At 61.5% G+C, this 23,360-nt stretch carries 19 protein-coding genes; 13 read left to right on the top strand and 6 right to left on the bottom strand.

Features of this window, described 5'->3' with window-relative positions:
- Positions 1–57 precede the first annotated feature (57 nt).
- Positions 58–1,119 (top strand): FecCD family ABC transporter permease, encoded by a 1,062-nt coding sequence (locus TRIHO_RS08455; RefSeq protein WP_068241990.1) that lies wholly within the window; start codon positions 58–60, stop codon positions 1,117–1,119.
- The gene (locus TRIHO_RS08450) at positions 1,113–1,874 is read left to right on the top strand and encodes an ABC transporter ATP-binding protein (RefSeq protein WP_068241989.1); all 762 of its coding nucleotides are present in this window, start codon (positions 1,113–1,115) and stop codon (positions 1,872–1,874) included. The genes TRIHO_RS08455 and TRIHO_RS08450 overlap by 7 nt, the downstream gene beginning before the upstream one ends.
- A 125-nt stretch (positions 1,875–1,999) precedes the next feature.
- Here TRIHO_RS08450 and TRIHO_RS08445 read toward each other — a convergent pair whose 3' ends face one another.
- On the bottom strand, positions 2,000–2,710 hold the full coding sequence (locus tag TRIHO_RS08445) for a GntR family transcriptional regulator (protein ID WP_068242050.1): 711 nt from the start codon (positions 2,708–2,710) through the stop codon (positions 2,000–2,002).
- A 237-nt stretch (positions 2,711–2,947) separates the two neighbouring features.
- Between TRIHO_RS08445 and TRIHO_RS08440 the strand changes: the two genes are divergently transcribed.
- Genes TRIHO_RS08440 through TRIHO_RS08420 form a run of 5 tightly spaced genes read left to right on the top strand, consistent with a single transcriptional unit; the run spans position 2,948 to position 7,633 of the window.
- A complete protein-coding gene (locus tag TRIHO_RS08440) occupies positions 2,948–3,931 on the top strand; it encodes an ABC transporter ATP-binding protein (RefSeq protein ID WP_068241988.1) in 984 nt (327 codons plus the stop codon).
- A 50-nt stretch (positions 3,932–3,981) separates the two neighbouring features.
- Positions 3,982–5,247 carry an ABC transporter substrate-binding protein gene (locus TRIHO_RS08435; RefSeq protein ID WP_106406173.1) on the top strand — a complete coding sequence of 422 codons (1,266 nt, stop codon included), beginning with the start codon at positions 3,982–3,984 and terminating at the stop codon, positions 5,245–5,247.
- Positions 5,248–5,302: 55 nt separating this feature from the next.
- Positions 5,303–6,151 (top strand): ABC transporter permease, encoded by an 849-nt coding sequence (locus tag TRIHO_RS08430; RefSeq protein WP_068241986.1) that lies wholly within the window; start codon positions 5,303–5,305, stop codon positions 6,149–6,151.
- A 3-nt stretch (positions 6,152–6,154) separates the two neighbouring features.
- Positions 6,155–6,991, top strand: coding sequence for an ABC transporter permease (locus TRIHO_RS08425; protein WP_068241985.1), 837 nt, complete (start codon positions 6,155–6,157; stop codon positions 6,989–6,991).
- 3 nt (positions 6,992–6,994) lie between these two features.
- The gene (locus TRIHO_RS08420; protein ID WP_068241984.1) at positions 6,995–7,633 is read left to right on the top strand and encodes an aspartate/glutamate racemase family protein; all 639 of its coding nucleotides are present in this window, start codon (positions 6,995–6,997) and stop codon (positions 7,631–7,633) included.
- A 123-nt stretch (positions 7,634–7,756) separates the two neighbouring features.
- Here TRIHO_RS08420 and TRIHO_RS08415 read toward each other — a convergent pair whose 3' ends face one another.
- The gene (locus TRIHO_RS08415) at positions 7,757–9,091 is read right to left on the bottom strand and encodes a GH1 family beta-glucosidase (RefSeq protein ID WP_068241982.1); all 1,335 of its coding nucleotides are present in this window, start codon (positions 9,089–9,091) and stop codon (positions 7,757–7,759) included.
- 5 nt (positions 9,092–9,096) lie between these two features.
- Complete coding sequence (locus TRIHO_RS08410; RefSeq protein ID WP_068241981.1) at positions 9,097–10,128, bottom strand: LacI family DNA-binding transcriptional regulator; 1,032 nt, start codon at positions 10,126–10,128, stop codon at positions 9,097–9,099.
- Between the two features lie 251 nt (positions 10,129–10,379).
- On the opposite strand from TRIHO_RS08410, the gene TRIHO_RS08405 reads away from it, so the two are divergent.
- The 6 genes from TRIHO_RS08405 (at position 10,380) to TRIHO_RS08380 (ending at position 18,000) form a co-directional block, all read left to right on the top strand.
- Positions 10,380–11,729, top strand: coding sequence for an ABC transporter substrate-binding protein (locus tag TRIHO_RS08405; RefSeq protein WP_068241980.1), 1,350 nt, complete (start codon positions 10,380–10,382; stop codon positions 11,727–11,729).
- 116 nt (positions 11,730–11,845) lie between these two features.
- Entirely contained in the window at positions 11,846–12,853 is a 1,008-nt protein-coding gene (locus tag TRIHO_RS08400) for a carbohydrate ABC transporter permease (protein WP_068241979.1), read from the top strand.
- A gap of 15 nt (positions 12,854–12,868) precedes the next feature.
- Positions 12,869–14,017: a carbohydrate ABC transporter permease gene (locus tag TRIHO_RS08395; protein ID WP_068241975.1), complete on the top strand. Its 1,149-nt coding sequence runs from the start codon at positions 12,869–12,871 to the stop codon at positions 14,015–14,017.
- A 46-nt stretch (positions 14,018–14,063) separates the two neighbouring features.
- Positions 14,064–15,722: a beta-galactosidase BglA gene (gene bglA, locus TRIHO_RS08390; RefSeq protein ID WP_068241973.1), complete on the top strand. Its 1,659-nt coding sequence runs from the start codon at positions 14,064–14,066 to the stop codon at positions 15,720–15,722.
- Positions 15,723–15,746: 24 nt separating this feature from the next.
- Entirely contained in the window at positions 15,747–16,838 is a 1,092-nt protein-coding gene (locus TRIHO_RS08385; RefSeq protein WP_068241971.1) for an ABC transporter ATP-binding protein, read from the top strand.
- A gap of 454 nt (positions 16,839–17,292) precedes the next feature.
- On the top strand, positions 17,293–18,000 hold the full coding sequence (locus TRIHO_RS08380; protein WP_082705073.1) for a trypsin-like serine peptidase: 708 nt from the start codon (positions 17,293–17,295) through the stop codon (positions 17,998–18,000).
- A 202-nt stretch (positions 18,001–18,202) separates the two neighbouring features.
- Here TRIHO_RS08380 and TRIHO_RS08375 read toward each other — a convergent pair whose 3' ends face one another.
- Genes TRIHO_RS08375 through TRIHO_RS08365 form a run of 3 tightly spaced genes read right to left on the bottom strand, consistent with a single transcriptional unit; the run spans position 18,203 to position 23,315 of the window.
- Positions 18,203–19,375 carry an HlyD family type I secretion periplasmic adaptor subunit gene (locus TRIHO_RS08375; protein WP_068241969.1) on the bottom strand — a complete coding sequence of 391 codons (1,173 nt, stop codon included), beginning with the start codon at positions 19,373–19,375 and terminating at the stop codon, positions 18,203–18,205.
- On the bottom strand, positions 19,372–22,023 hold the full coding sequence (locus TRIHO_RS08370; RefSeq protein ID WP_068241968.1) for an ATP-binding cassette domain-containing protein: 2,652 nt from the start codon (positions 22,021–22,023) through the stop codon (positions 19,372–19,374). The genes TRIHO_RS08375 and TRIHO_RS08370 overlap by 4 nt, the downstream gene beginning before the upstream one ends.
- Entirely contained in the window at positions 22,020–23,315 is a 1,296-nt protein-coding gene (locus tag TRIHO_RS08365) for a TolC family protein (RefSeq protein ID WP_068241967.1), read from the bottom strand. Before TRIHO_RS08365 ends, TRIHO_RS08370 begins: the two co-directional genes overlap by 4 nt.
- Positions 23,316–23,360 lie beyond the last annotated feature (45 nt).

The following is a 23,360-nucleotide window of genomic DNA, read 5'->3' as shown; positions in this document are numbered from 1 at the left end:
TTCTCTTTGGGGGCGGCCTGCCAGTGCGGGCCGCCCCAATCTTTTTCGGAGGCACCAATGGCTGTCACGTCAACAGGCACCCCCACAATGGCCCTCGCGTATCGCGGGCTTGTGGCGCGGCGCATCGTCGTTCTTGTGGGGCTGACCGCGCTTTTGCTGTTCTCTGTCGCGGTGGACGTGGCGCTGGGGCCTGCACGCTATGGGGTGGGCGATGTCCTGCGCACGATCTTTCTGCCCGGTCAGGCCGAGCTTCAGATGCGCGTAGTCGTCTGGGATATCCGGATGCCGATGGCGCTTCTTGCGGTGACGGTGGGTGCCAGCCTGTCGCTCGCTGGGGCACAGATGCAAACCATTCTGGCAAACCCTTTGGCGAGCCCATTCACGCTTGGCCTGTCTGCGGCGGCGAGTTTTGGTGCCGCCCTTGCGATGGTCCTTGGTGTCGCGTTGTTCCCTGCCGCGATTGCTCTGATGGTGCCGATCAATGCATTCGCCATGGCGATGGCAGCATCATTGTTGATCTTTGGCCTCTCGACCCTGCGGGGCGTGACGGTAGAGACGATCATCCTCCTCGGCATCGCACTGGTTTTCAGCTTCAACGCTGCCCTTGCACTGCTGCAATATTTCGCTTCCGAACAGGCCCTCTCGGCGGTGGTGTTCTGGACGATGGGCAGCTTGACCAAGGCGACTTGGGGCAAAGTGGCGGTGACGGCGGTAATCCTCGCGGTCTGCACGCCGCTCTTCGCCCGCCGCGCTTGGGCGCTGACCGCGATCCGGCTGGGCGAAACTCGCGCCGCGGCCATGGGCGTGCCAGTGAAACGCCTGCGCCTGGAGGCGCTCTTTCTGGTCTCTCTGCTTGCGGCCGTGCCTGTGTCTTTTGTCGGTACCATCGGTTTCATCGGCATCGTCGGGCCCCATGTCGCGCGGCTTTTGCTCGGTGAGGACCAGCGGTTCTTTATGCCAGGCGCGATGCTGGCGGGTGCTGTGATCCTCTCGGCGACTTCGGTTCTGTCCAAGGCGATCCTTCCCGGCGCGGTGCTGCCGATTGGCATCATCACTGCTCTGGTCGGCGTGCCTTTCTTTGCGGCGCTGATCCTCACGAAAGGTCGCAAGTCATGGTAAGTCTCGCGTTGGAGCAGATCTCTGCCCGCTATGGCCGTCGCGACGTTTTGACGGAAGCCTCCACGCCGCCGATCTCCGGTGGTAGCCTGACGGCGCTGGTGGGGGCAAATGCGGCTGGCAAATCCACCCTGTTTCGCCGGATTGCAGGGCAGCTTGGTGGCACTGGCGCCGTCCACCTGAGCGGCGCCACTGAGGACGATCTGCGCTACATGCCACAGGACACTGCAATGACGGCCGCGCTCTCCGTCTATGAATCGATCATCCTTGCCCTGAAACAGGGCGCGGGCAGTTGGCGGCTTTTGGGCGAGGAACTCGCTGCGGTGGATAGCGTCCTTGCGCGCTTTGGCATCACACATCTGGCCGAGCGCCAATTGGCCGAGCTGTCAGGCGGGCAGCGGCAGGCGGTTTCGATTGCGCAGACGCTGGTGACCCGGCCCCGCGTGGTGCTGATGGACGAACCGACGTCGGCGCTTGACCTTTATCGTCAATACGAGGTGTTGGAGGCGCTGCGTATATATGCCGAAGAAACCGGTGCGGTGATCCTTCTTGCGCTACACGATCTCAACCAGGTTATGCGGAGCTGCACAACCACGATGGCACTGTCAGGTGGCAAAATCCTCGCCTGTGGACCGACGCTGGAGGTGCTGACGCCGGATCTGATCCGTAGCCTCTATGGCATCAACAGCCGGGTGGAGCGTTGCTCGCAGGGGTGCCCGATGATGATCGTTGACGGCCCGGCTGCGTCTGTCTCCTGAGCGGTCGCATTTCGAGAGTCCGGCTTGGTGGCCTGCAGCCAAGCGTGGCTTGCCGGACCCTTGCGAGGCAGAGGATCAATCGGTCGTGGCTCCGGCCGGTGAGCCGGTTGCGGGTTGTGGCTGGGTCAGGGCTTGAGAATATCGCGCAGGTCCACGCTTGGCGCCGGAGAGTCGCGCAGGTCGAGTGCGGTGACAATATCGAGAAGATGGCTTTTCATGAGATCTTCGGCATCGGCGCCCTGGCCGCGTGCCAGCGCCTCCACCAGCGCGTGATGGGCATGTTTCTCGCAGAGCGCGCTCTGTCGTTTCCAATAGAGCGCGATGATCAAGGAGGACCGGGCCACGAGGCGTTCGATGAAACCGGCGATCGTCGTCTGATCGGCGATATGCGAAATCTCTATATGGAACTGACCGGAAAGGCGCAGCGCCTTGCCCGCTTCGCCCGCGGCAATGGCCGCATGTTCGGCTTCCAGATGGGCCTTTAGCCGGGCCAGCGCATCCTCGGTCATTCGTTCCGCGGCAGAGCGGGCGGTGCGCGGTTCAAGCAGGGCGCGCGCTTCAAAGACCTCGCGGGCTTCACGTACGGTTGGTTGCGAGACAAATGCGCCACGATTGCGTTTCAGTTCGACAAGCTCGGAGTGCGAGAGCGCCTGCAGCGCGGACCGTACGACGGTGCGAGAGACACTATAGATGTCGCTGAGTTCATCTTCTCCCAGCTTGGTGCCGGGTTTCAACCTGTGCTCGTGGATTGCGAGGCTGAGCGAGGCCACGAGCTGTGCTCCCGGACCACCGATGGTGGGTTGGATGAAACTGGACGGCTCGGCGGTGGTTTTCATGTCATGCTCCTGCAGCCAGATATGAGGTCTTTGCGAATCTGATGCAAGCCGTACCCGGATGGTGTCCATTTTCCGGCGGTATTGTATACAATCATGTGCACAGAAATTCGCCTTGGCGCGCATTTTCGCGCCGCAATTCTGTGCACTTCGCTGAAATGGGGTCTCTGGCGGTGTGAAACCGTTGTGCTGGCCGCGTCGCTTGTCGCTTGCTGAACGCGATCTCAGCAGGGACCCGCTATGACCAGAAATTCCGATCTTGAATTGATTGCTCTCACCAAACGTTACGGAGAGACCGTCGCGGTGGACTCCATTGCTCATCGCTTCAAGGCGGGTGTTTACGCCTGCATGCTGGGGCCGTCTGGCTGTGGAAAGTCATCCACATTGCGGATGATCGCCGGCCACGAGACGGTGTCAGATGGCTCGATCGTCCTGGGCCGCCGCGACGTGTCGCATCTGCCGCCGGCCAAACGGGGCACGGCGATGATGTTTCAGAACTACGCGCTTTTTCCGCATCTGACCGTGCAGGACAATGTGGCGTTCAGTCTGCGCATGGCCGGTATCGACAAACCCGAACGCCACAAGCGTGCGGACGAGATGCTGGAACTGGTCGAGCTGACCGCCCTGGCGCAGCGCAAGCCAGATCAGCTGTCGGGCGGGCAGAAGCAGCGGGTTGCGCTGGCGCGGGCGCTGATCACCCGGCCGCAGGTGCTGCTGCTGGATGAACCGCTGTCGGCGCTTGATCCCTTCTTGCGGATCCGCATGCGGGCCGAACTCAAACGGCTGCAACGCGAGCTTGGCATCAGCTTTATCCACGTCACGCACGGCCAGGACGAGGCGCTTGCCCTGGCGGATGAAATCATCGTGATGAACAACGCCAAGATCGAACAGGCCGGACCGGTCCGCGAGGTGTTCAACACGCCCAAGACCGCCTTTGTCGCGCGCTTCATGGGGGGCCACAATGTGCTGAACCTGCCGCAGGGGCACATTGCGCTGCGCTCTGACGAAATGATCGTGACGGCGCCATCCGCCGGACGCATCGACGGACGGGTGGTGGGGGTCGAATACCAGGGCACCCATGTGGCGCTCACCGCCGAGGTTGCGGGCGGGCAGGAGGTCACCGCCCTGATGCCCGATGCCGACTATCTGAAAACACCCAAGGACCCTGGCGAGGTCATCGGGCTGCACTGGGACGACCGGGTCGCGCATCCGGTCTCCGCATAAAAACAAACGCCGCTTTCAAGACATACAGAGAGGGAACACCAATGACTACGATCTCGAAAATTCGCTACAGCCGCCGCTCGGTGCTCAAGACCGGCGGTGCCGCCTTGGTCGGCTCGGCGCTGTCTGCCCCGATGGTTTGGGGGCAGGAAAGCAAGAACATCACCCTGCGCCAGTTCGGCACCGGCGTGTCGAACCTCAACGAGGTTGCCACCAAGGTCAAAGAGGACCTCGGGATCACGCTGGAGATGACCGCGCTGGATACCGATAGCGTGACCCAGCGTGCCGCCACGCAGCCAGACAGCTTTGACATCGCGGATATCGAGTATTTTGTCGCCAAAAAGGTCTGGCCGACCGGCAACCTGCAAGCGATGGATGCCAGCAAGATCGACAATTATGACAAGATCGTCGGTATTTTCCGCAACGGTAAGCTCACCCCCGAAAGCAGCATCGCGCAGGGCACTGCGCCGCATACGGTCGGCTTTGTCGACGGTCCCGATGGCACGTCCTTTGCCGACCACGAATCCGGTTGGATGACGCTGATCCCGACGATCTATAATGCCGACACGCTGGGCATTCGCCCCGACCTGATCGGCCGCCCGATTGAAAGCTGGACGGAGCTTCTGAACCCGGAATTCAAGGGCAAGGCCTCGATCCTCGATATTTCCTCCATCGGAATCATGGACATGGCCATGGTCTGCGAAGCGATGGGCGAGATCACCTATGGCGACAAGGGCAACATGACCAAGGAAGAGATCGACAAGACCTTTGCGATCTTTACCGAAGCGAAAAAAGCCGGTCAGTTCCGCGCCTTCTGGAAGACCTTCGACGAATCCGTCAACCTGATGGCCTCCGGCGAAGTGGTCATTCAATCCATGTGGTCGCCTGCGATCACCGCCGTGCGGTCGCGCGACATTCCTTGCGTCTATCAGCCGCTCAAGGAAGGCTACCGCAGCTGGGGGGGCGGCATCGGTCTGTCGGCATCGCTGTCGGGCATGGAGCTGGACGCCGCCTATGAGTACATCAACTGGTATCTCTCCGGCTGGGTCGGCGGCTTCCTGATGCGTCAGGGTTACTATTCCGCCGTGCCTGAAACCTCCAAGGATTTCATGTCCGAAAATGAATGGGGCTACTGGTTCGAGGGCAAGGAATCCACGGACGTCATCACCTCTCCGTTTGGCGACAAACTGGCGGGTGCGGGCGAAGTGCGCGACGGCGGGTCGTTCTACGACCGCATGGGCGCTGTGGCCTGCTGGAACTCCGTCATGGAGGAAAACCAGTACATGGTGCGCAAGTGGAACGAGTTTATCGCCGCTTGATTTATGTGCAGGGGCCTTGGGTCCCTGCACAACTCGCCTATTGGACGGACATGCAATGACCAAACAGATCACGGCTTGGATACAGGCAGCGCCGATGGCGCTTGTCCTGCTGGCCTTCCTTGTGGCGCCCATCGTGATGATTGTCATCGTCAGCTTCTGGGGCGCGACGGAATATTCGATTTACCCCGCGTTCCAATTCGACAACTACCAGTTCCTGTTTGGATCTCCGGTCACCTACACGGTGTTTTTCAACACGCTGAAGTACGCGCTGATCACCTGGGCATTGACCTTGGGGATCGGCTTCACCGTGGCCTATTTTCTCGCCTTCGAAGTGCGGTCGCTGAAATGGCAAATCGCGCTGTTCCTGATCTGCACCATTCCGTTTTGGACCTCGAATATCATCCGCATGATCAGCTGGATCCCGTTTCTGGGGCGCAATGGGCTGGCGAATTCCACCCTCATCAGTTGGGGCGTGATCGATGCGCCGCTGGAATGGCTGCTGTTTTCGGATTTCAGTGTCATTCTCGCCTTTGTCCATCTCTACACGCTGTTCATGGTGGTGCCGATCTTCAATTCGATGATGCGGATAGACGGCTCCCTGATCGAGGCGGCCAAGGATGGCGGGGCAACCGCCTGGCAAACCCTGTGCCATGTGATCATTCCGCTCTGTAAGCCGGGGATCATGATCGGCACGATTTTCGTCACCACCCTGGTGATGGGCGATTTCATCACGGTCCGGTTCATGTCCGGCTCGCAACGCGCCAATGTCGGGCGTTTGATTTCAAACGATATCAGCCTTTTGCAATACCCCTCCGCCTCGGCCACTGCGGTGGTTCTGCTGGTGACGGTGCTGATCGTGATCGGGCTGCTGCTGCGCCTCGTCGACATCCGAAAGGAACTCTGACCCATGGAACACCGCAGCCGCAGTTTCTATGTCCTTGGCGCCTTCTTCGCGCTCTTTGTCCTGTTTCTGTACGGACCGATCCTGACCATTGGCATTCTCAGTTTTCAGGGGCCTCAGGGGGGGCTGACCTTCCCGATGAACGGGGTGTCATTGCATTGGTTCCGGGATCTGTTTCAGGAGCAGGCGGTTGGCGACATCTGGGGCAGCTTTCGCCGCTCGTTTGCACTGGGGCTGATGGTCATGGTGACCACCGTTGTGGTCTCGGTCCTGGGCGGGCTGGCATTTCGCAAGCGGTTCCAGGGCGCCACGGTTCTGTTCTACCTCGCCATCGCGTCACTGGTGATCCCATCCATTCTGGTTTCTCTCGGGGTCGGTCTGATCTTCAACCAGCTGGGGTTGCCGGTGCATTGGGCCAGTTCTGGCTTCGGCAGCCAGCTGACCTGGACCTTGCCCTTCGGCCTGCTGATCATGTTCGCCGTCTTCAACCGGTTCGACAAAAGCTTTGAGGAGGCCGCCCGCGATCAGGGTGCCACAGCCTGGCAGACCTTTGCCTATGTCGTCCTGCCCATCATTGCGCCATCGCTCCTCGGTGTTGCGCTGTTCGGTTTTACCCTCAGCTATGACGAATTTGCCCGCACGCTTCTGACCTCGGGCAGCTACAACACGCTGCCGCTGGAAATTTTCGGGATGACCACCAATGTCACGACTCCGGTGATTTTCGCGCTGGGCACACTGACCACGATCTTTTCCTTCTGCATCATCGGTGTGTTCTTTCTGGCGGTCTGGTTGATGTCACGACGCCGGGACAACAGCTCTGACGCGGGCAAAGGCATGGTCTGAGCCGTGACAGTCATCCTGATAAACCCCAACAGCACCGAGGCGATGACGCAAAGCGCGCTGGCCGCCGCCCGGCGTGCTTCGCCCGAGATCCATTTCGAAGGCTGGACCTCGACCCATGGCCCCGTTGCCATCGAGGGGCCCAAGGACGGCGCGCGTGCGGTGCCGCCGCTGTTGCAGCTCGTCAAAAAGGCATCGGATACGGGCGCGTCGGTCATCATTATCGCATGTTTCGACGACACCGGGCTGGCGCAGGCACAGCAGATCGCCCGCTGCCCGGTGATCGGTATCGGGCAGGCCAGCTTTACCTTTGCTGCGTTGCTGGCAGGGCCTGCGGCGGTCATCACCACGGTGCAGCAGGCCGTCCCGGTGATCGAGGCCAATCTTGCGGAACAGGGCCATACCGGCATCGTGCAGCATGTGCGCGCGGCGCATGTCCCGGTCCTGATGCTGGAAAACAACCCGGAGGAAGCGGCGGAGGCTTTTGCTGCCGTGGCCGCGCAGCTTCCGGACGCCACCTCGACCTTGATCCTGGGGTGCGCGGGGGCGGTCAGCATCGTCGACATCATCCGCGCCCGCCTGCCGTTGCGGGTGATTGAGGGCGTCACAGCCGCCGCGCGCCTTTGCCGGGTCTTTGAGCCCTGAGGCATTAATTTTCGCGGGCAAGCGCCGTTTGATCTCGTCCCCAAGGGCATCGCCCGCACGCAACCGAAGGGTTGCGCGCGGACGGTCCGGGGCCTGGGATGGGGCAGGGGGTCGGGTTGGACCTTAGCCCAGGGTCAGCGCCTCTTTCAGGGCGTGATAAGACGCCTTGGGGGTGCGGGCGAGCGTGTCGAAATCCACATGCACCATGCCAAAGCGTTTTTCATACCCCAGCGCCCATTCGTAGTTGTCCATGAGCGACCACAGGAAGTAACCTTTGACCGGTACACCATCCGCGATTGCTTTGCGAACCCGCGCCAGATGGGCGTCGACATATTCGATCCGGCCATGGTCCGACACCACGCCGTTCTCGATGACATCGGGGTTTGACATGCCGTTTTCCGTGACGATCAGCGGCAGGTCGCCGGTGTATTCGGCGGCCGTCCGGGTCAGGAAGTTATAGAGCCCGTCTGGGTAGATCTCCCACCCCATCTGCGTTTTGGGCAGCGGGCCGTCGAGTTCGGCGTAGTGCGGCCAGGGGCCTGGCTCTGGCCCGATCACCTTGCGGGTGTAGTAGTTCAGACCACACCAGTCGACGGGCTGGGTGATGGTTTTGAAATCGTCCTGCCAGCCGTTCGGCAGATGCGGCTCCAACCCTTTCAGCACCGGATCGGGGTAGGCGCCCTTGAACACGCCGCCAAGGAAGAACCGGTTGTAGATCGCGTCATAGGTCTCGGCGGCGGCCAGCGCTTCGGGGCTGGTGTCGACCGGGTGGGCCCATTCAAAGTTGAACACTGCGCCAAGGTTCGACATCCCGAGCCCGCGCATCACCTCAATCGCGCGCCCATGGGCCAGCAACACATGGTGCATCGCCCGCGCGGTGGCGCGAATGTCGCGCAGGCCGGGCGCGTGATGGCCAAGGAAATGCGACAGCCAGCCAACGCACCAGGGTTCATTGATGGGCGCGACCGAATGCATCCGGTCGCCGATCCGCCCCATGATCACTTCGGTAAATTCGGCAAACCAATTGCCGATCTCGCGGTTGCGCCAGCCGCCCAGATCCGCCAGCGGTTGCGGCAATTCCCAGTGATAGAGCGTCGCGCAGGGCTTCAGCCCGCGTTCCAGCATCGCGTCCGTCAGCCGGTCATAGAAATCCAGCCCTTCGGCGTTCGGGGTGCCGGTGCCTTCGGGCAGGACACGGGCCCAACTGGTGGAAAACCGATAGCAATCCAGCCCCGCTGCCGCCGCCAGATCAAGGTCGGCTTCGTAGCGGTGATAGTGATCGCAGGCGGTCGCGCCGTTTTCGGCCCGCACCACATTGCCAGGCGTCGCGGCAAAGCTGTCCCAATGGGTCGCGCCGGCGCCGCCGAACTGATGGCCCTCGATCTGATAGGAGGAGGTCGCGCTGCCAAACAGGAAATCCGCCGGGAAATCCTTGCGCGTGAATGTGAAGTTTTTCATGTGTTTCAGGTCCTGTTGGGCGCCGGTCCGGTGGAACGTCCGACGGTCAGCTCTGCTTCGAGCAACTCGGTCAACGGGGGGGACCCCGGGGTTTCAATTTGGGTGATCAGCAATTGCGCCAGCTTGCGACCGGCCTCGCGGACCGAGGATCGGGTGGCGGTGAACACGGGCACATCGGCGCCATTGCGCAGATAGGACAGATCGTCGTCATGGGTGATGACAGAGATATCGCGCCCCATCACCAATTCTGATTCCTCAATGGCCCGCCGCACCCCAAAGGCGGCGATGATCGACGAGACCAGATAGGCCGTCGGCGGGTCGTCCAGCCTCTGCGTCCGGCGCACGGTTTCATAGCCATAGACCTCGGTCATCTCGTCGGCAAACAACAGCTGCGGGTCGATCTCGACGCCGCGCGCAGTCAATGCAGCCTCGTATCCGCGCCGACGCCGAAAGGCGAAATCCATGTTTTCCTGCCCGTTGACCAGGCAGATCCGCCGATGGCCGAGGTCGAGCAGGAAATCGGTCGCGCGCTGAAACGCGCTCCGGTTGTTTACGTCGAGCCAGCTATAGGGCGTGGTGATCTCGGTCGCGCGGCCGTGCACCGCGAAGGGCAGGCCGATCTTTTGCAGCAAGGTGATGCGCGGATCCCGCATTTCGGGCGCGTGCAGCACGATGCCATCGACGTTTCGTTTGGCCACCATTTCGTGATAGGCGCTGGACTGTTCCTTATCGGCCACCAGCGACAGCACCATATCGTAACCGGCATTGCTGTAGCTCTCGCCCGCGCCGGAAATGAAATCGCCAAAGATCGGGTTCATCATCTCGTGCCGCGACGACAGCGGGATAACATGGCCGATCGCCATCGCCCGCCCCGTCGCCAGCGCCTTGGCCCGGGTGTTGGGCCGATAGTTGTGCTGATCCGCCGCTTGCTGCACCCGTTTGCGGGTCTCTTCACTGACCTCCGGATAGCCGTTCAACGCCCGGCTTACCGTGGTCTGGGACAGACCCAGATGCGCTGCTAGCTGCTTGAGGTTCATGTGGGGAGGCTCCAAAGCGCTTTAAAGTTTTGATGTAATCGGTTGCAGTCTCACCACCGTGTCCCCTTTTATGTCAAAGGAGAAGAGGCGATTTCAAGCATAAATTTTTGGGCGCTAACATAGACTCATTGACAGAACAGTCCGAATCTAGAATTTTATGATCAGTCAAAGCGCTTTGGTGATTTGGATTGCTTGCCCGAAAAACTAGCATCAAGTGAAACCTAGAGCGCAAAACCTTGGGAGGAGAATTTATGAAACGGAATTTGATGACGGCCGCCGCAGTGGCTGCTCTGGTCGCAGGCAGCGCCCAGGCGCAGGATCTGATGTTCCCGGTCGGCGAAGGCGACTTCAACTGGGACAGCTACGCGGAACTGGAAAAGATCGATCTGGATGGTGAGCAGGTCACCGTCTTCGGCCCATGGCTCGGCCCGGACCAGGAACTGGTCGAAAACGTGCTGGCTTATTTCGCCGCCGCCACCGGCGCTGATGTCCGCTATGCCGGCTCCGACAGCTTTGAACAGCAGATCGTCGTTGATGCCGAAGCGGGCTCCGCGCCCAATGTCGCCGTCTTCCCGCAGCCGGGCCTGGTGTCCGACATGGCCGAGCGTGGCTTTATCACGCCGCTGGGTGAAGAGACGGAAACCTGGGTCAAGGACAACTATGCGGCGGGACAATCCTGGGTTGATCTCGGGACGTTCAAAGGCCCCGAAGGAAATGACGATCTGTTTGGCCTGTTCTTCAAGGTCGATCTGAAATCGCTGGTTTGGTACAACCCCGAGAACTTCGAAGATTTCGGATATGACATCCCGGCCTCTATGGAAGAGCTGAAGACCCTCACCGACCAGATGGCGGCAGATGGCAACACCCCCTGGTGCATCGGTCTGGGATCTGGCGGCGCGACCGGCTGGCCCGCGACCGACTGGGTCGAAGACATGATGCTGCGCACGCAGGAACCAGCGGTCTATGACCAATGGGTGGCAAACGAGATCCCGTTTGACGATCCGCGCGTTGTCGAGGCCATCGAAGAGTTCGGCTATTTCGCCCGCAACGACGACTATGTGTCCGGTGGGGCAGGGGCCGTGGCCTCGACCGATTTCCGTGACAGCCCCAAGGGCCTGTTCGCCAGCCCGCCGCAGTGCATGATGCACCGTCAGGCTTCCTTCATTCCGGCCTTCTTCCCCGAAGGTACCGAAATGGGTCTGGATGCGGACTTCTTCTACTTCCCGGCTTACGAGGGCAAGGATCTGGGCAGCCCGGTTCTGGGGGCCGGCACCATCTGGTCGATCACCAACGACAGTCCCGGTGCGCAGGCTCTGATGCAGTTCCTGCAGTCCCCCATTGCGCATGAAGTCTGGATGGCGCAGCAAGGCTTCCTGACACCTCTGAAAGGTGTGAACACAGAGCTGTACGCCACCGACACCCTCAAGAAAATGGGCGAGATCCTGCTCTCCGCCGACACCTTCCGCTTTGACGCATCTGACCTGATGCCCGGCGGTGTCGGGGCCGGCTCCTTCTGGACGGGTATGGTCGACTATGCAGGCGGCAAACCCGCAGCAGAGGTCGCTTCGGAGATCCAATCCTCCTGGGATGCGCTGAAGTAACCTCGCGCGTTCCCTCCCAGTGGGGCCGCCTTTGATGGTGGCCCCACACCCATTTGCCGACGCGGCTCATGCCTTTTGCGCATCAGCATCCCGGCCATATATTTCAGGAGCCAGTTATGCATCCAGCCATTCAGGGGCTGCTGACCATCGCCTTTGGCGTCGGGGGTTGTGTCGGCTATTTCTATCTCTCGAACATCATTCTCGACACGCTGATCTTTCCCGCCCGGGGCAAGGAGATCGCCCGTAACATTCGCCGCGCCAATATGGTGCGTCCCTGGCTCTTTCTGTTTCCCGCCTTGCTGGCGCTGGGGCTCTACCTGGCCTATCCGGTGGTTGAAACCATCCGGCTGTCGTTGACAGAACGGTTGCCCGGTGGCGGGTCGCAGTTTGTCGGACTGGCGAACTATAAACAGATGCTGGGAGAGCCGAAGTTCTGGGAAGCCTTGCAGAACAATTTCCTCTGGCTGCTTGTGGTACCTGCTGCGTCGACCGCCTTTGGCCTGCTGGCGGCACAGCTGACCGACCGGCTGGCCTGGGGCAATATTGCCAAATCCCTGATTTTCATGCCGATGGCGATCTCCTTTGTCGGTGCCGCCGTGATCTGGAAACTGGTCTATGATGCACGCCCCCCTGGCACCGAACAGATCGGGGTGCTGAATGCGATCTATATCTGGCTTGGCGGCATCGAGCCGCAGCAATGGCTGACCATTCCGTTCTGGAACAACTTCTTCCTGATGATGGTGCTGGTCTGGATCCAGACCGGGTTTGCCATGGTGATCCTGTCGGCCGCTCTGCGGGGCATCCCGGAGGAAACGGTGGAGGCCGCAATTGTCGACGGGGCCGGGCCGTTTCAGATCTTTTTCCGCATCAAGGTGCCGCAGATCATCGGTACCATCGTCGTGGTCTGGACCACCATCACCATCGTGGTGCTCAAGGTCTTTGACATCGTGTTTGCGATGACCAACGGCCAATGGCAGACGCAGGTGCTTGCCAACTACATGTACGACAAGCTGTTTGTCGCCCGCGACTGGGGTGTCGGTTCTGCCAGTGCGATGATGATCATGCTGCTGGTGCTGCCGATCCTGGTCTGGAACGTCTATAACGCACGCCGCGAAATGCGCTGAGGGAGGCGATAGACCATGAATGCCATTGCAGGACAAAAACCAAGCCTGATCTGGGCGCTGCGGATTTCTGTCATCGTCCTGGTCGGATTGTGGCTGTTCCCGACGCTCGGGCTGCTTGTCTCTTCCTTTCGGACCGGCGACCAGATTGCCACCTCGGGGTGGTGGAAAGCGCTGTTTCCCACCGAACAGAACCTTACCCTGCGCACGGCAGAGCCGGATGCGCAGGTGCAGGAGGGCGACCTTTGGGTGATCGAGGGCAATCTTTTTGAAGAGGGCAGCAAGGCCAAGATCTCTGCCTGGGGCACCAACGCGCGCGAGATTGATGCCAATGGCCCCGGCGACACCGCCGAGCTGCGCGACGGCAGCGTCCTGACCGTAGAGGAAGACGGCGCCTACCGGCTTCAATCCGCCGAAGAGATGTCGGGCCGCCGTGGCCCGCGGGTGTTTGCAACCGCCGTTGTGCCGCCAGAGTTCACAGTTGAGAACTACGAGACAATCCTGATCTCCGGCGGGTCCACGGACAATCTGGCGCGGGCCTTTTTCAACACGCTGACGGTAACTATTCCGGCCACCATCATCCCGATCCTGATCGCGGCCTTTGCGGCCTATGCGCTGGCCTGGATGGAGTTTCCGGGCCGGGCGCTGCTGATCGCGACCATCGTCGGCCTGTTGGTGGTGCCCTTGCAACTGGCGCTGATCCCGTTGCTGAAATTCCATAACGAGATTGGCATCGGCAAGGGCTACCTTGGCGTCTGGATGGCCCACACAGGGTTTGGCCTGCCGTTGGCGATCTACCTGCTGCGCAACTACATGATCGGTATCCCGCGCGATATCATCGAAAACGCGCGCGTCGACGGCGCCACCGATTTCCAGATCTTCGTGCGGATCATCCTGCCGCTGTCCTTCCCGGCGCTGGCCTCCTTTGCGATTTTTCAGTTCCTGTGGACCTGGAACGATCTACTGGTGGCCATGGTGTTCCTGATCGACGCCACCGGCGAAACCACGGTGATGACAAAGCAGATTGTCGAGCTGCTGGGCACCCGCGGCGGCAACTGGGAGATCCTCGCGACCTCCGCCTTTGTTTCGATAGCAGTGCCGCTGGGGGTCTTCTTTGCAATGCAGAAATACCTCGTGCGCGGGCTTTTGGCCGGATCGGTCAAATGATCCCCGGCGACCTCTTTTCCACCTTATGATGACGGACCACCCAAGAATGAACGCTCAGACCTCCATCAACCCCGCATCCGTCCTGGCCAATGACCCCGACTGGTGGCGTGGGGCGGTGATCTACCAGATCTATCCGCGCAGCTATCAAGACAGCAACGGCGATGGTATCGGTGACCTGCCGGGCATCACCTCGCGGCTGGATCATATCGCCTCGCTTGGTGTCGACGCGATCTGGATCTCGCCCTTCTTCACCTCGCCGATGAAGGACTACGGCTATGACGTCAGCGATTATTGCGACGTGGATCCGATGTTCGGCACGCTGTCCGATTTTGATGATCTGGTGACCAAGGCGCATGATCTGGGTCTGCGGGTGATGATCGACATGGTGCTGTCGCACAGCTCTGATCAGCACCCCTGGTTCCAGGAAAGTCGTCAGAGCCGTGACAACCCCAAGGCCGACTGGTATGTCTGGGCCGACCCGAACCCTGATGGCACGCCGCCGAACAACTGGTTGTCGATCTTTGGCGGTCCGGCCTGGCAATGGGACCCGCGCCGCGAACAGTACTTCCTGCACAACTTTCTGACCACGCAGCCGGATCTGAATTTCCACTGCGACGCGGTGCAGGACGCGCTGCTGGATGCGACCCGCTTCTGGCTGGAGCGGGGCGTCGATGGCTTCCGCCTGGACACCATCAATTTCTACATTCACGACAAGGAGCTACGCTCCAACCCGGCGCTGCCCAAGGAATTGCGCAATGCCAATATCGCGCCTTCGGTGAACCCCTATAACCATCAGGAACACCTCTATTCCAAGAACCAGCCCGAAAACCTGGCCTTCCTTGCCAAATTCCGCGCCCTGTTGGACGAATACCCGTCCAAGACGGCCGTGGGCGAAGTGGGCGACGCGCAGCGGGGGCTGGAAATCCTGGGGCAATATACGGCGGGCACCACCGGGGTGCACATGTGCTATGCCTTTGAGTTTCTGGCAAAAGACCCGCTGGACGCAGCCCGCGTGGCCGAGGTGTTTGACAAGGTTGATGACGTGGCGGCCGAAGGCTGGGCCTGTTGGGCGTTCTCCAACCATGATGTGGTCCGGCATGTGACCCGCTGGAACCTGGGGGATGCGGCACAGCGGCTATATACCACCATGATGATGTGCCTGCGCGGATCGGTCTGCATCTATCAGGGCGAAGAACTGGGCCTGCCGGAGGCGGATATCGCCTTTGAAGATCTGCAAGACCCCTATGGCATCGAATTCTGGCCCGAGTTCAAGGGCCGCGATGGCTGCCGCACACCGATGGTCTGGAACAACGACAATACCTATGGCGGCTTCTCCGAGGCGCGCCCCTGGTTGCCTGTCAGCCTGGAACATGCCGCCCTGGCAGTGACAGAGCAGGAGGCGGACCCCGCAGCGTTGCTTCATCACTATCGGCGGGCGATTGCCCTGCGCCGGGCCCATGCGGCCCTGTCGCGCGGCCACCATGACAAGGTGCGGGCAGAGGGGAACGTGGTGCAGTTCACCCGCTCCGCCGAGGGGGAAGAGATCTTTTGCGCCTTCAACCTGGGTGACGCACCGGCCGAAATTGGCCTGCCGGCTGGCGCCTGGGAGCAATTGGGCGCGGATCTGGGAACGGCGGATGTTGCCGCAACGGTCGGAACGCTGACGCTGGCCCCGTGGCAGCCCTGTATCGCGCGGCGCACATAACCCCTGGAAGAGGAGTAGGAGACCATGGCGAACCTAAAACTGACCGGGGTAGAGAAGACCTACGCAGGCGCGGTCAATGTTCTGAATGACATCAATCTGGACATCAAACAGGGCGAGTTGATCGTCTTTGTCGGCCCGTCGGGCTGCGGTAAGTCGACGCTTTTGCGGATGATCGCGGGGCTGGAGCGGATCACCGGCGGCACGCTGGAAATCGACGGCGCGGTGATGAACGACATCCCGCCGGCACAGCGCGGCATCGCCATGGTGTTCCAATCCTATGCGCTTTATCCGCATATGACGGTGCGCGACAACATGGCCTTTGCGCTCAAGATCGCGGGCAAGAGCAAACAGGAGATCGACGAATCCATCAACCGGGCGGCGAAAATCCTGCAGCTTGAGGCGTACCTCGACCGCCTGCCCAAAGCCCTGTCGGGTGGGCAGCGTCAGCGTGTTGCCATCGGGCGGTCGATCGTGCGCGATCCAAAGGTGTATCTGTTCGACGAACCGCTTTCCAACCTTGATGCCGCCCTGCGGGTGGCGACGCGGATCGAGATCGCGCAGCTGAAGGAGTCGATGCCCGACAGCACCATGATCTATGTGACCCATGATCAGGTCGAGGCGATGACCCTGGCAACACGCATCGTCGTGCTGGCGAACAAGGGCATCGCCCAGGTCGGAACGCCGCTGGATCTCTACGAGCGGCCGCAGAATGAATTCGTGGCCCAGTTTATCGGTTCTCCTGCCATGAACCTGCTGCCCGGCGAGGTCATCGGCACCGGCGCGACGACCCGTCTGCGTCTGGAGAGCGGTGACGAGGTTACATCGACCGTACCGACGCAGGACAGCGATCTGGGGATGAAGGTCAATGTCGGCGTGCGGCCCGAAGATCTGTTTGAGGACGGAACAGGCGGTGCGATCATCGACGCGACCGTCAACATCGTCGAGGCACTGGGCGAAGTGACCGTGCTCTATTTCACGCCTGAAGTGGACAAGAATGCCTTGATCGCGAAATTGCCCGGCATCCACCAAGGGGTGCGGGGCAAGCGGGTGCGGCTTTATGCCGAGCCGGAGAAGGTTCATCTGTTCCATCAGGGCCAGTCGCTGCTCTACCGCTGACGGCGGGGCTCTGGCTTGGATGATCGACCCGGACGCGCGCCTGATTGGCGCGCGTTTTTACCTTCGGCGCCTAAAAGTTTAACGAATGCGGCCTTAGTTAAGGATTCTTGAACCCGGTCAAATGTGGCGATTCTGACAGAGTCTCCCCCTCTGGGGCCGGATTCGGTGCCCCGATTGCCGCACGAACCCAAAACAATCCCCCCGGATCGGATCGAAATTCGCTACAAATCGTCTTAAATTACGGGACTTTAGCCTCGATTTGTCTAAATTGTTAACCTTCACGCATGTAATACTTGGGTTTTCTGTCAGTCTGAGCCTGCGTCAGGCGCAAATGTTAACCAGTGTTAAGACTGTCACAATCAATCCATGAATTGGTCCAAGCCCAACAGCGGCCAGCCACATTCCAGCCCAACGCCTGAACGAGATTGGCAACGTGGGAAAATGGAGTGGACCAATGAGAATGTTGTTTGCGATTATCGTTGCGTGTTTGACACTAGGTGCCGCCGATACGGCAAAGGCCTTTGACCGCCGGGCCAGCAGCCTGCCGGGTTGGGAAGCGGTCGGGCGTTTGAACATCTCGGGCAAGTATATGTGCACCGGTACTTTGATCGCCTCGAACCTGGTGCTGACCGCCGCGCATTGTGTGTTCGATGCCAAGACCGGTCAGCGGGTCAACCCCCGTGGGATCCGTTTTGAGGCGGGCCTGGACGGGCGCCGTTTCAAGGCCGCGCGTATGGTCAGCAAAGCTGTCGTCCACCCAAGCTATCAGTTCCGTGCCACCGGGCGGGCCCAGCTGGGACATGATATCGCCGTCCTGCGTCTGTCCAGCCCGATCAGCCATGGCGAGATCCGCCCCTTCAGCATGTCCAGCCGTGCGGACCGCGGTGCCAGCGTCGATGTCCTGTCCTACAACTACAACAATGCGACCCGTCCGAACCTTGAAAAGGACTGCCATGTTCTGTCCCGTCGCACCCAAACCGTCGTGATGTCCTGCCGCGTCGAATTTGGTGCCTCTGGCGCACCGGTTCTGGAAGTCCTGCCGGGTCAGCGTCCGCGTATCGTTTCGGTGATCTCCTCCAAGGCGGCCCTGGGTCAGCGCCGTGTGTCGATCGGAACGACACTGGACGGAACGCTCCAGACCATGATGCGCCAGGCCGGCTGAGATTTTCCCACACATCGTGTCAGCTGTGGTCGGCCAGAATGGCGACCCGCGATCACAAACACTCCAGCCAGGGCAGGGCGCTCTGGGGCTCCCACCCGGATCGCGAACAATACCACAGATCACAATACCGCAACCGGACCCGCCAGGGATCCGGTTTTTTTATGTCTGATGAGGGCGCGTCAGCCCGGCGAGATGCGGTCGCCTAGGGTTCGCGGAACGCTTCGCGGGATTTGTAGAGCGGCTTGAGCAGATAGGTCAGGATGGTCTTTGACCCGGTTTGCAATTCTGCCGTGGCCCGCATGCCGGGACGGATTTCGATCTGTTGCTGGCGCGCGGTCAGGCTGGAACGGTCGACCCGGACGGTGACCCGGTAAAAGGGCGGGGCATCGGCGTCACGTTCGTCCTCGAAGGTATCGGCCGACACGATATCAACCTTGCCCCGCAGCGAGCCATAGATCGTATAGTCATAGGCCGTCAGCTTGATCGTGACATCCTGTCCGCGTTGCACATTGGCGATATCTTCGGGTTTGACCCGCGCCTCGACGAACAGCTCTTCGCCCTGCGGGATGATTTCGAGGATCTCGTCACCGGGCCGGATCACGCCGCCGATGGTGGTCACGGCAAGGCTGTTGACGATGCCTGCCATGGGCGAGGTGATCACCGTCCGGTTCAGCTGATCGCGGGCCAGACGCTGTTCCTGACGCAGGGAGGTCAGCTGGCGCAGCGCCTCGGAGTATTCCTCGGCCAGGGCCAATTCGGACTGGGTGCCGATCTCGTCGAATTTCGCCTGCGCGTCGCTGACACGTTTCTTGGACTCGTTGACTTCGAGCAGGGCGACGATGTTCTGTTCATGCAGCGACCGCAGGTTCGACAGCTCGTTCTTCAGCTGGCGCAGAATATCTTCGGCACTGTTGCGCCGGCTGTTGAAATCGCTTTGCCGCGCTTTGAGAAGCGCGCGTTCGGAGGCCAGAATTGACGGCGACCGGCTGGCGAGCGCATCGGGGACGGTGAATTCAAACGCCCCTTCGATCTCTGCCTCAAGCCGGTATTGCTTGATCTCCAATGCGTCGATCTGGTCCTGCAGATCGTCAGAGGCGGCGCGGAATTTGGTGTCCTGCAGCTTGGCCAGCATCTGACCTGCCTCGACGACATCGCCCTGGCGCACGTGGAGTTCGGCAAGAATACCGCCTTCGAGGTTCTGCACAATCTGTGACCGGGAGGAGGAGACGATCTGCCCGTCGGCGCGCACGATCTCGTCCACCGAGGCGAAGCCTGCCCAGGTCAGGAACAATACCAGCACCAGCGCCACCAGCTTGATCATGCGGCTGGCACTATGCGTGCCTTCGAGGAGATCCATATCTGCGGCAATGCTCATGACGCTTTGGCCTTTCCGTTGAGATGGGCCAGGACTTCGTCGCGCGGCCCGTCCACCACCATGCGACCGGCCTGCAGGATCAGTGTCCGGTTGGTCAGCGACAGGATCGGCATCCGATGCGTCGCGATGATCGCGGTGCGGGTTTCAAGCCAGGCATCCAGACGGCTGACCAGCGTGCGTTCAAGGGTCTGATCCAGCGCCGCCGTTGGTTCATCGAGCAACACCACCGATGGGTTCTGAAGATGCAGACGCGCCCAGCCCACGGCCTGACGCTGGCCAATCGACAGGCCAGAACCGCCGTCGCCGATCATCAGGTCGAGACCTCGCGGATGGGATTGCACAAAGGGCGCGAGGCCGGCAAATTCCAGCGCTTCCATCACCCGTGCATCGTCATGCGACAGCAGCGACAGGTTCAGGTTGTCGCGCAGGGTGCCGGCAAAGAGTTTCACTTCCTGTCCGAGATAGCCGATGTGGCGTCGCAGGTCGCGCGGTTCGATCTGGCTCATGTCGGTGCCATCAATCATCACGCGGCCCCGCTGCGGGGTGTAAAGCCCGGCCAGCAGTTTGAGCAGGGTGGATTTCCCGGAGCCGTTCACCCCGAGCACCGCAACGCGCTGGCCGGGCGTCACCGCCACGGCAGGGACATCGACGTTCGGCGCCCCTTCGGGATCGTAGCGGAACACCACTTCGCGCAGCTCAAAACGGCCCTGGATCTGGTCGCGGCGCAGATAGGCGCGGCCTGTTTCGCGCTCCTGCTTGGCATCGGCGATCACGTCGAGCGCATCCAGTGCTGCGCGCACATTGCTCCAGCGGGCCAGCGTGCCGGCAAACTGTGTCAGCGGCGCCAGGGTCCGGCTGGTCAGGATGCCGGTGGCGATGATGGTGCCGACGGTGAATTCGCCCGCAAAGACCATATAGGTCCCAAGGATCACGGCGCTGATATAGGTGGCCTGCTGGACGCCCTGGCTCCAGTAGGTCAGGGCGCTGGCCAGTTTGCGCTGGCCGTTGGAGGCCTGCGATGACAACAGGTTCAATTCATCCCACTGGCGCAGGATGCGTTCTTCGCCGCGCTGGGTCTTGATGGTTTCCATTTCGCTGACAACTTCGTGCAGCAGGCGGCCGCTCTTGGATGAGGCCCCCTGCGCCAGACGGGTCATTGCCAGCATCTTTTTCTGGATGAAATAGCCGGGCAGCAGCATCAGGATGCCGCCGATGATGATCACATAGACCACCGGCCCGCCGATGGAGGCCACCAGCAGCAGGAATACCGCGATAAAGGGGACATCGGCCAGGGTCGACAGGGTGGAGGAGGTAAAGAATTCCCGCACCGAGGAAAAATCGCGCATGGCCGCGAACAGGCCAGACGGGGGCAGGGGGCTTTGATCCATCCGCAGGCCGATGACGCGGCGCATCAGCTTGTGCTGGACGGCAAGGTCGATCTGGCGGCCAGAGGCATCGGTGATCCGGGCGCGGGCCAGTTTCAGCATGCCTTCCATGGCGATCGCCATCAGCGCGCCAATCGCAAGCACCCAAAGCGTTGCCTGCGACTGGTGCGGCACCACCCGGTCATACACCTGGAGCGAGAACAGCGCCACGGCCACCGCCAGCAGGTTGGCCACAAGCGAGCCGAGCATCACCTCGCCGATCTGGCGGCGGTATTTAGGGAATTCGCCCCAGAACCAGTGGGAATTGTCCAGCTGTGGCGTGTGACGTTGTGCAAGCTGCGCCACCGTAGCGCGCGCGGTCAGGATCTGCCCGGTGAAGAACGGCATGAAATCCTGCATCGGAACTTCGGCCCGGTTGTCCGGACAGGAGGTGTCGTAGACGGTCACGCCAGCTTTGCCCTGGCTGAGCACCAGAACGGGTTGACCGCCCTGCATGATCGCGATGCCGGGCCAGTGGCGTGGGCTGGGGCGTTTGAGCTGGACAATGCGCGCCTTGAGCCCGGCCGTCACCAGCGCGCTTGTCATCGCTTCGGGGCGCAAGGACGCATCGCCGCAGCTTTGCAGATGCTCGACCATATCCTGTGGTGCAGGGGGCACCCCCCGCAGCGACGCCAGGCGACACAGCAACTGGGCGCGGGCCTTCAGCCGCTGTTGATAGGCCGCGTCCTCTGCGGCGCGTAATTTTGCCGATTTGGGTTCTGTCCCAGTCCCGGTGTCGGTCCGGGCATCGGTCTCGCCTTCGGTCTCGTCGGTTTCGGCATCTGTGGTCGCGACCTGCGCCGGAGGGGGGGCGCCTTCGGGAGTTTCTGGTTGTCCGGCGGCATCCGGGGACGTGGCGGGCTCCACGGTCGAAGCCTCTGGAGCGGCAGTGTCGGGCGCGGCGGCGGTGTCTGCCGCAGCGGGGCTGCCTTGTGGATCGCGGACCACAACAGGATCCGCAGCGGGGGCAGGGTCAGGGACGGGGGCAGGGGGAAGGTTCAGGATCGCCGCGCCATCGTCCAGGGCAAAGTCGGTTGCAGGCGGCGGCGTTACGGATGGCAGCGCCACCACCTTGGACAGTTTGAGACCACCGCTCTTTGCCGTTTTCTCACCTGACTTGCGACGTTTCAGCGACAGGCCGCCAGAGACATCGGAAAGTTTCAGCCTGCGCTTTTTCGGCGGAGGGGTGGGCTGCTCGGGGCTGTGGTTGTCTCGATCCGTCAAATCTTATCCCCATCCGCCAGAAGACCCAGTGACGCTGCCAGGGTCAGTTGAATCAGAACCACTTCGTATTTTGCGTCGATATAGGCCTGCTCTCGCTTGACCAGTTCCTCGTAAATCGGAATGACATCCATCACGGGCCGTTGTCCGGCCTCGAACTGGGCCTTGAACAGGCGATAGGTCTCGCGGCTGGCCCGCGACAGCGCCAGGGCCTCGCGCTCTTGCCGACGGTAAGAGGCCAGGCGCTGGATCTCGCGGCTATATTCTCGGCGTGCCTCTTCCTGCACCTCGCCGACGCGCCGCCGCGCGGCTTCCTTGCTGGCTTCGACCGCCTGCAGTGCCGCCGGTGTCCCCAGGCCGAGGGGTTCGGACAGGTTCACCAACAGCCCCGCGCCGGAGCCTTCGCTGCCGATCTGGCCGGTCGCCCCGACCTGCGGCAAAAGACCGGCGCGCTCCATCTTGGCCTGCTCGATGGAACGGGTGGCTTCTGATTGGGCCTTCAGGACACTCAGATAATTGCTGCCGTTGGGCGGCAGGCTGAGTTCCAGCCGTTGCGGGGCGGCAGAGAACTGCTGGCCGGTCATGGCCTCCAGTTCGGCGCGGGCGGTACGCGCCGCATCGTTGGCGGTTGCCATGCTGGCCTCGACGCCGCTGATCTTTGACTGAACGACGTTGAGGTCGGACCGGTCAGAGACGCCGCCGTTGACCCGGCCAACCACGACGCGTTCAAAATCCCGCATGGTGCGCACGGCGCGATGCGCATAAGCGGCTTTTTCATCGCCGCGCAAGCCGGCAACATACAGACCCAGGGCGGATTCCACGCGGTTGTTCATATCCTCGGACAGGGTCACGGCTGCGACTTCGACGTCGGCGGCGGCAAAGGCGCGTTCCGCCTTGCGTCGACCGTTGTCAAACAGGATCTGGTCCACCAGCAGACTCGCCACCATCTCGCCCAGGTCGTTCAGGCTGACTGTGGGGCTCAGGGACGGGAGCCAGTTCTTGGACTTGGCCGCCGCGCGCAGCCGGGCGCTGATCAGCTCGGATTCCGATGCCCGTGCCGAGGCGCTGAGCGAGGCCGCCGCCACCTGACCATAGATACTGTCCGGCTGAAGGATCGACCGGCGCTGCATCAGCGCGGTGATGACCTCGGATTGCGGGGCGTCTTCGGATTGTGAAAAATTGCTGCTGGTAGAGGCGTTGTCCTGCGCGCCGGGGGCGCTGCCTGCGATTGGCAGGCCGCATGCCGTCAGGCTGCACAGAAGTGCAACGGCAGATATGCGTCGTGCCAGGTCCATGGGTGATCCTCGTGCCTCAAGTCCCCGCGGTTGGTCCGCAGGTTA

Source organism: Tritonibacter horizontis (assembly GCF_001518015.1).
Classification (GTDB): domain Bacteria; phylum Pseudomonadota; class Alphaproteobacteria; order Rhodobacterales; family Rhodobacteraceae; genus Epibacterium; species Epibacterium horizontis.
This window is presented reverse-complemented; position numbering and strand designations above follow the sequence as displayed.

What these genes read in the sequence shown, in the direction of transcription:
- TRIHO_RS08415 (WP_068241982.1), bottom strand. Translation starts at nt 9,091, where the DNA reads ATGAAAAACTTCACATTCACGCGCAAGGATTTCCCGGCGGATTTCCTG.
- TRIHO_RS08445 (WP_068242050.1), bottom strand. Translation starts at nt 2,710, where the DNA reads ATGAAAACCACCGCCGAGCCGTCCAGTTTCATCCAACCCACCATCGGT.
- TRIHO_RS08450 (WP_068241989.1), top strand. Translation starts at nt 1,113, where the DNA reads ATGGTAAGTCTCGCGTTGGAGCAGATCTCTGCCCGCTATGGCCGTCGC.
- TRIHO_RS08405 (WP_068241980.1), top strand. Translation starts at nt 10,380, where the DNA reads ATGAAACGGAATTTGATGACGGCCGCCGCAGTGGCTGCTCTGGTCGCA.
- TRIHO_RS08440 (WP_068241988.1), top strand. Translation starts at nt 2,948, where the DNA reads ATGACCAGAAATTCCGATCTTGAATTGATTGCTCTCACCAAACGTTAC.
- TRIHO_RS08395 (WP_068241975.1), top strand. Translation starts at nt 12,869, where the DNA reads ATGAATGCCATTGCAGGACAAAAACCAAGCCTGATCTGGGCGCTGCGG.
- TRIHO_RS08385 (WP_068241971.1), top strand. Translation starts at nt 15,747, where the DNA reads ATGGCGAACCTAAAACTGACCGGGGTAGAGAAGACCTACGCAGGCGCG.
- TRIHO_RS08380 (WP_082705073.1), top strand. Translation starts at nt 17,293, where the DNA reads ATGAGAATGTTGTTTGCGATTATCGTTGCGTGTTTGACACTAGGTGCC.
- TRIHO_RS08455 (WP_068241990.1), top strand. Translation starts at nt 58, where the DNA reads ATGGCTGTCACGTCAACAGGCACCCCCACAATGGCCCTCGCGTATCGC.
- TRIHO_RS08425 (WP_068241985.1), top strand. Translation starts at nt 6,155, where the DNA reads ATGGAACACCGCAGCCGCAGTTTCTATGTCCTTGGCGCCTTCTTCGCG.
- TRIHO_RS08400 (WP_068241979.1), top strand. Translation starts at nt 11,846, where the DNA reads ATGCATCCAGCCATTCAGGGGCTGCTGACCATCGCCTTTGGCGTCGGG.
- TRIHO_RS08365 (WP_068241967.1), bottom strand. Translation starts at nt 23,315, where the DNA reads ATGGACCTGGCACGACGCATATCTGCCGTTGCACTTCTGTGCAGCCTG.
- TRIHO_RS08430 (WP_068241986.1), top strand. Translation starts at nt 5,303, where the DNA reads ATGACCAAACAGATCACGGCTTGGATACAGGCAGCGCCGATGGCGCTT.
- bglA (WP_068241973.1), top strand. Translation starts at nt 14,064, where the DNA reads ATGAACGCTCAGACCTCCATCAACCCCGCATCCGTCCTGGCCAATGAC.
- TRIHO_RS08410 (WP_068241981.1), bottom strand. Translation starts at nt 10,128, where the DNA reads ATGAACCTCAAGCAGCTAGCAGCGCATCTGGGTCTGTCCCAGACCACG.
- TRIHO_RS08375 (WP_068241969.1), bottom strand. Translation starts at nt 19,375, where the DNA reads ATGAGCATTGCCGCAGATATGGATCTCCTCGAAGGCACGCATAGTGCC.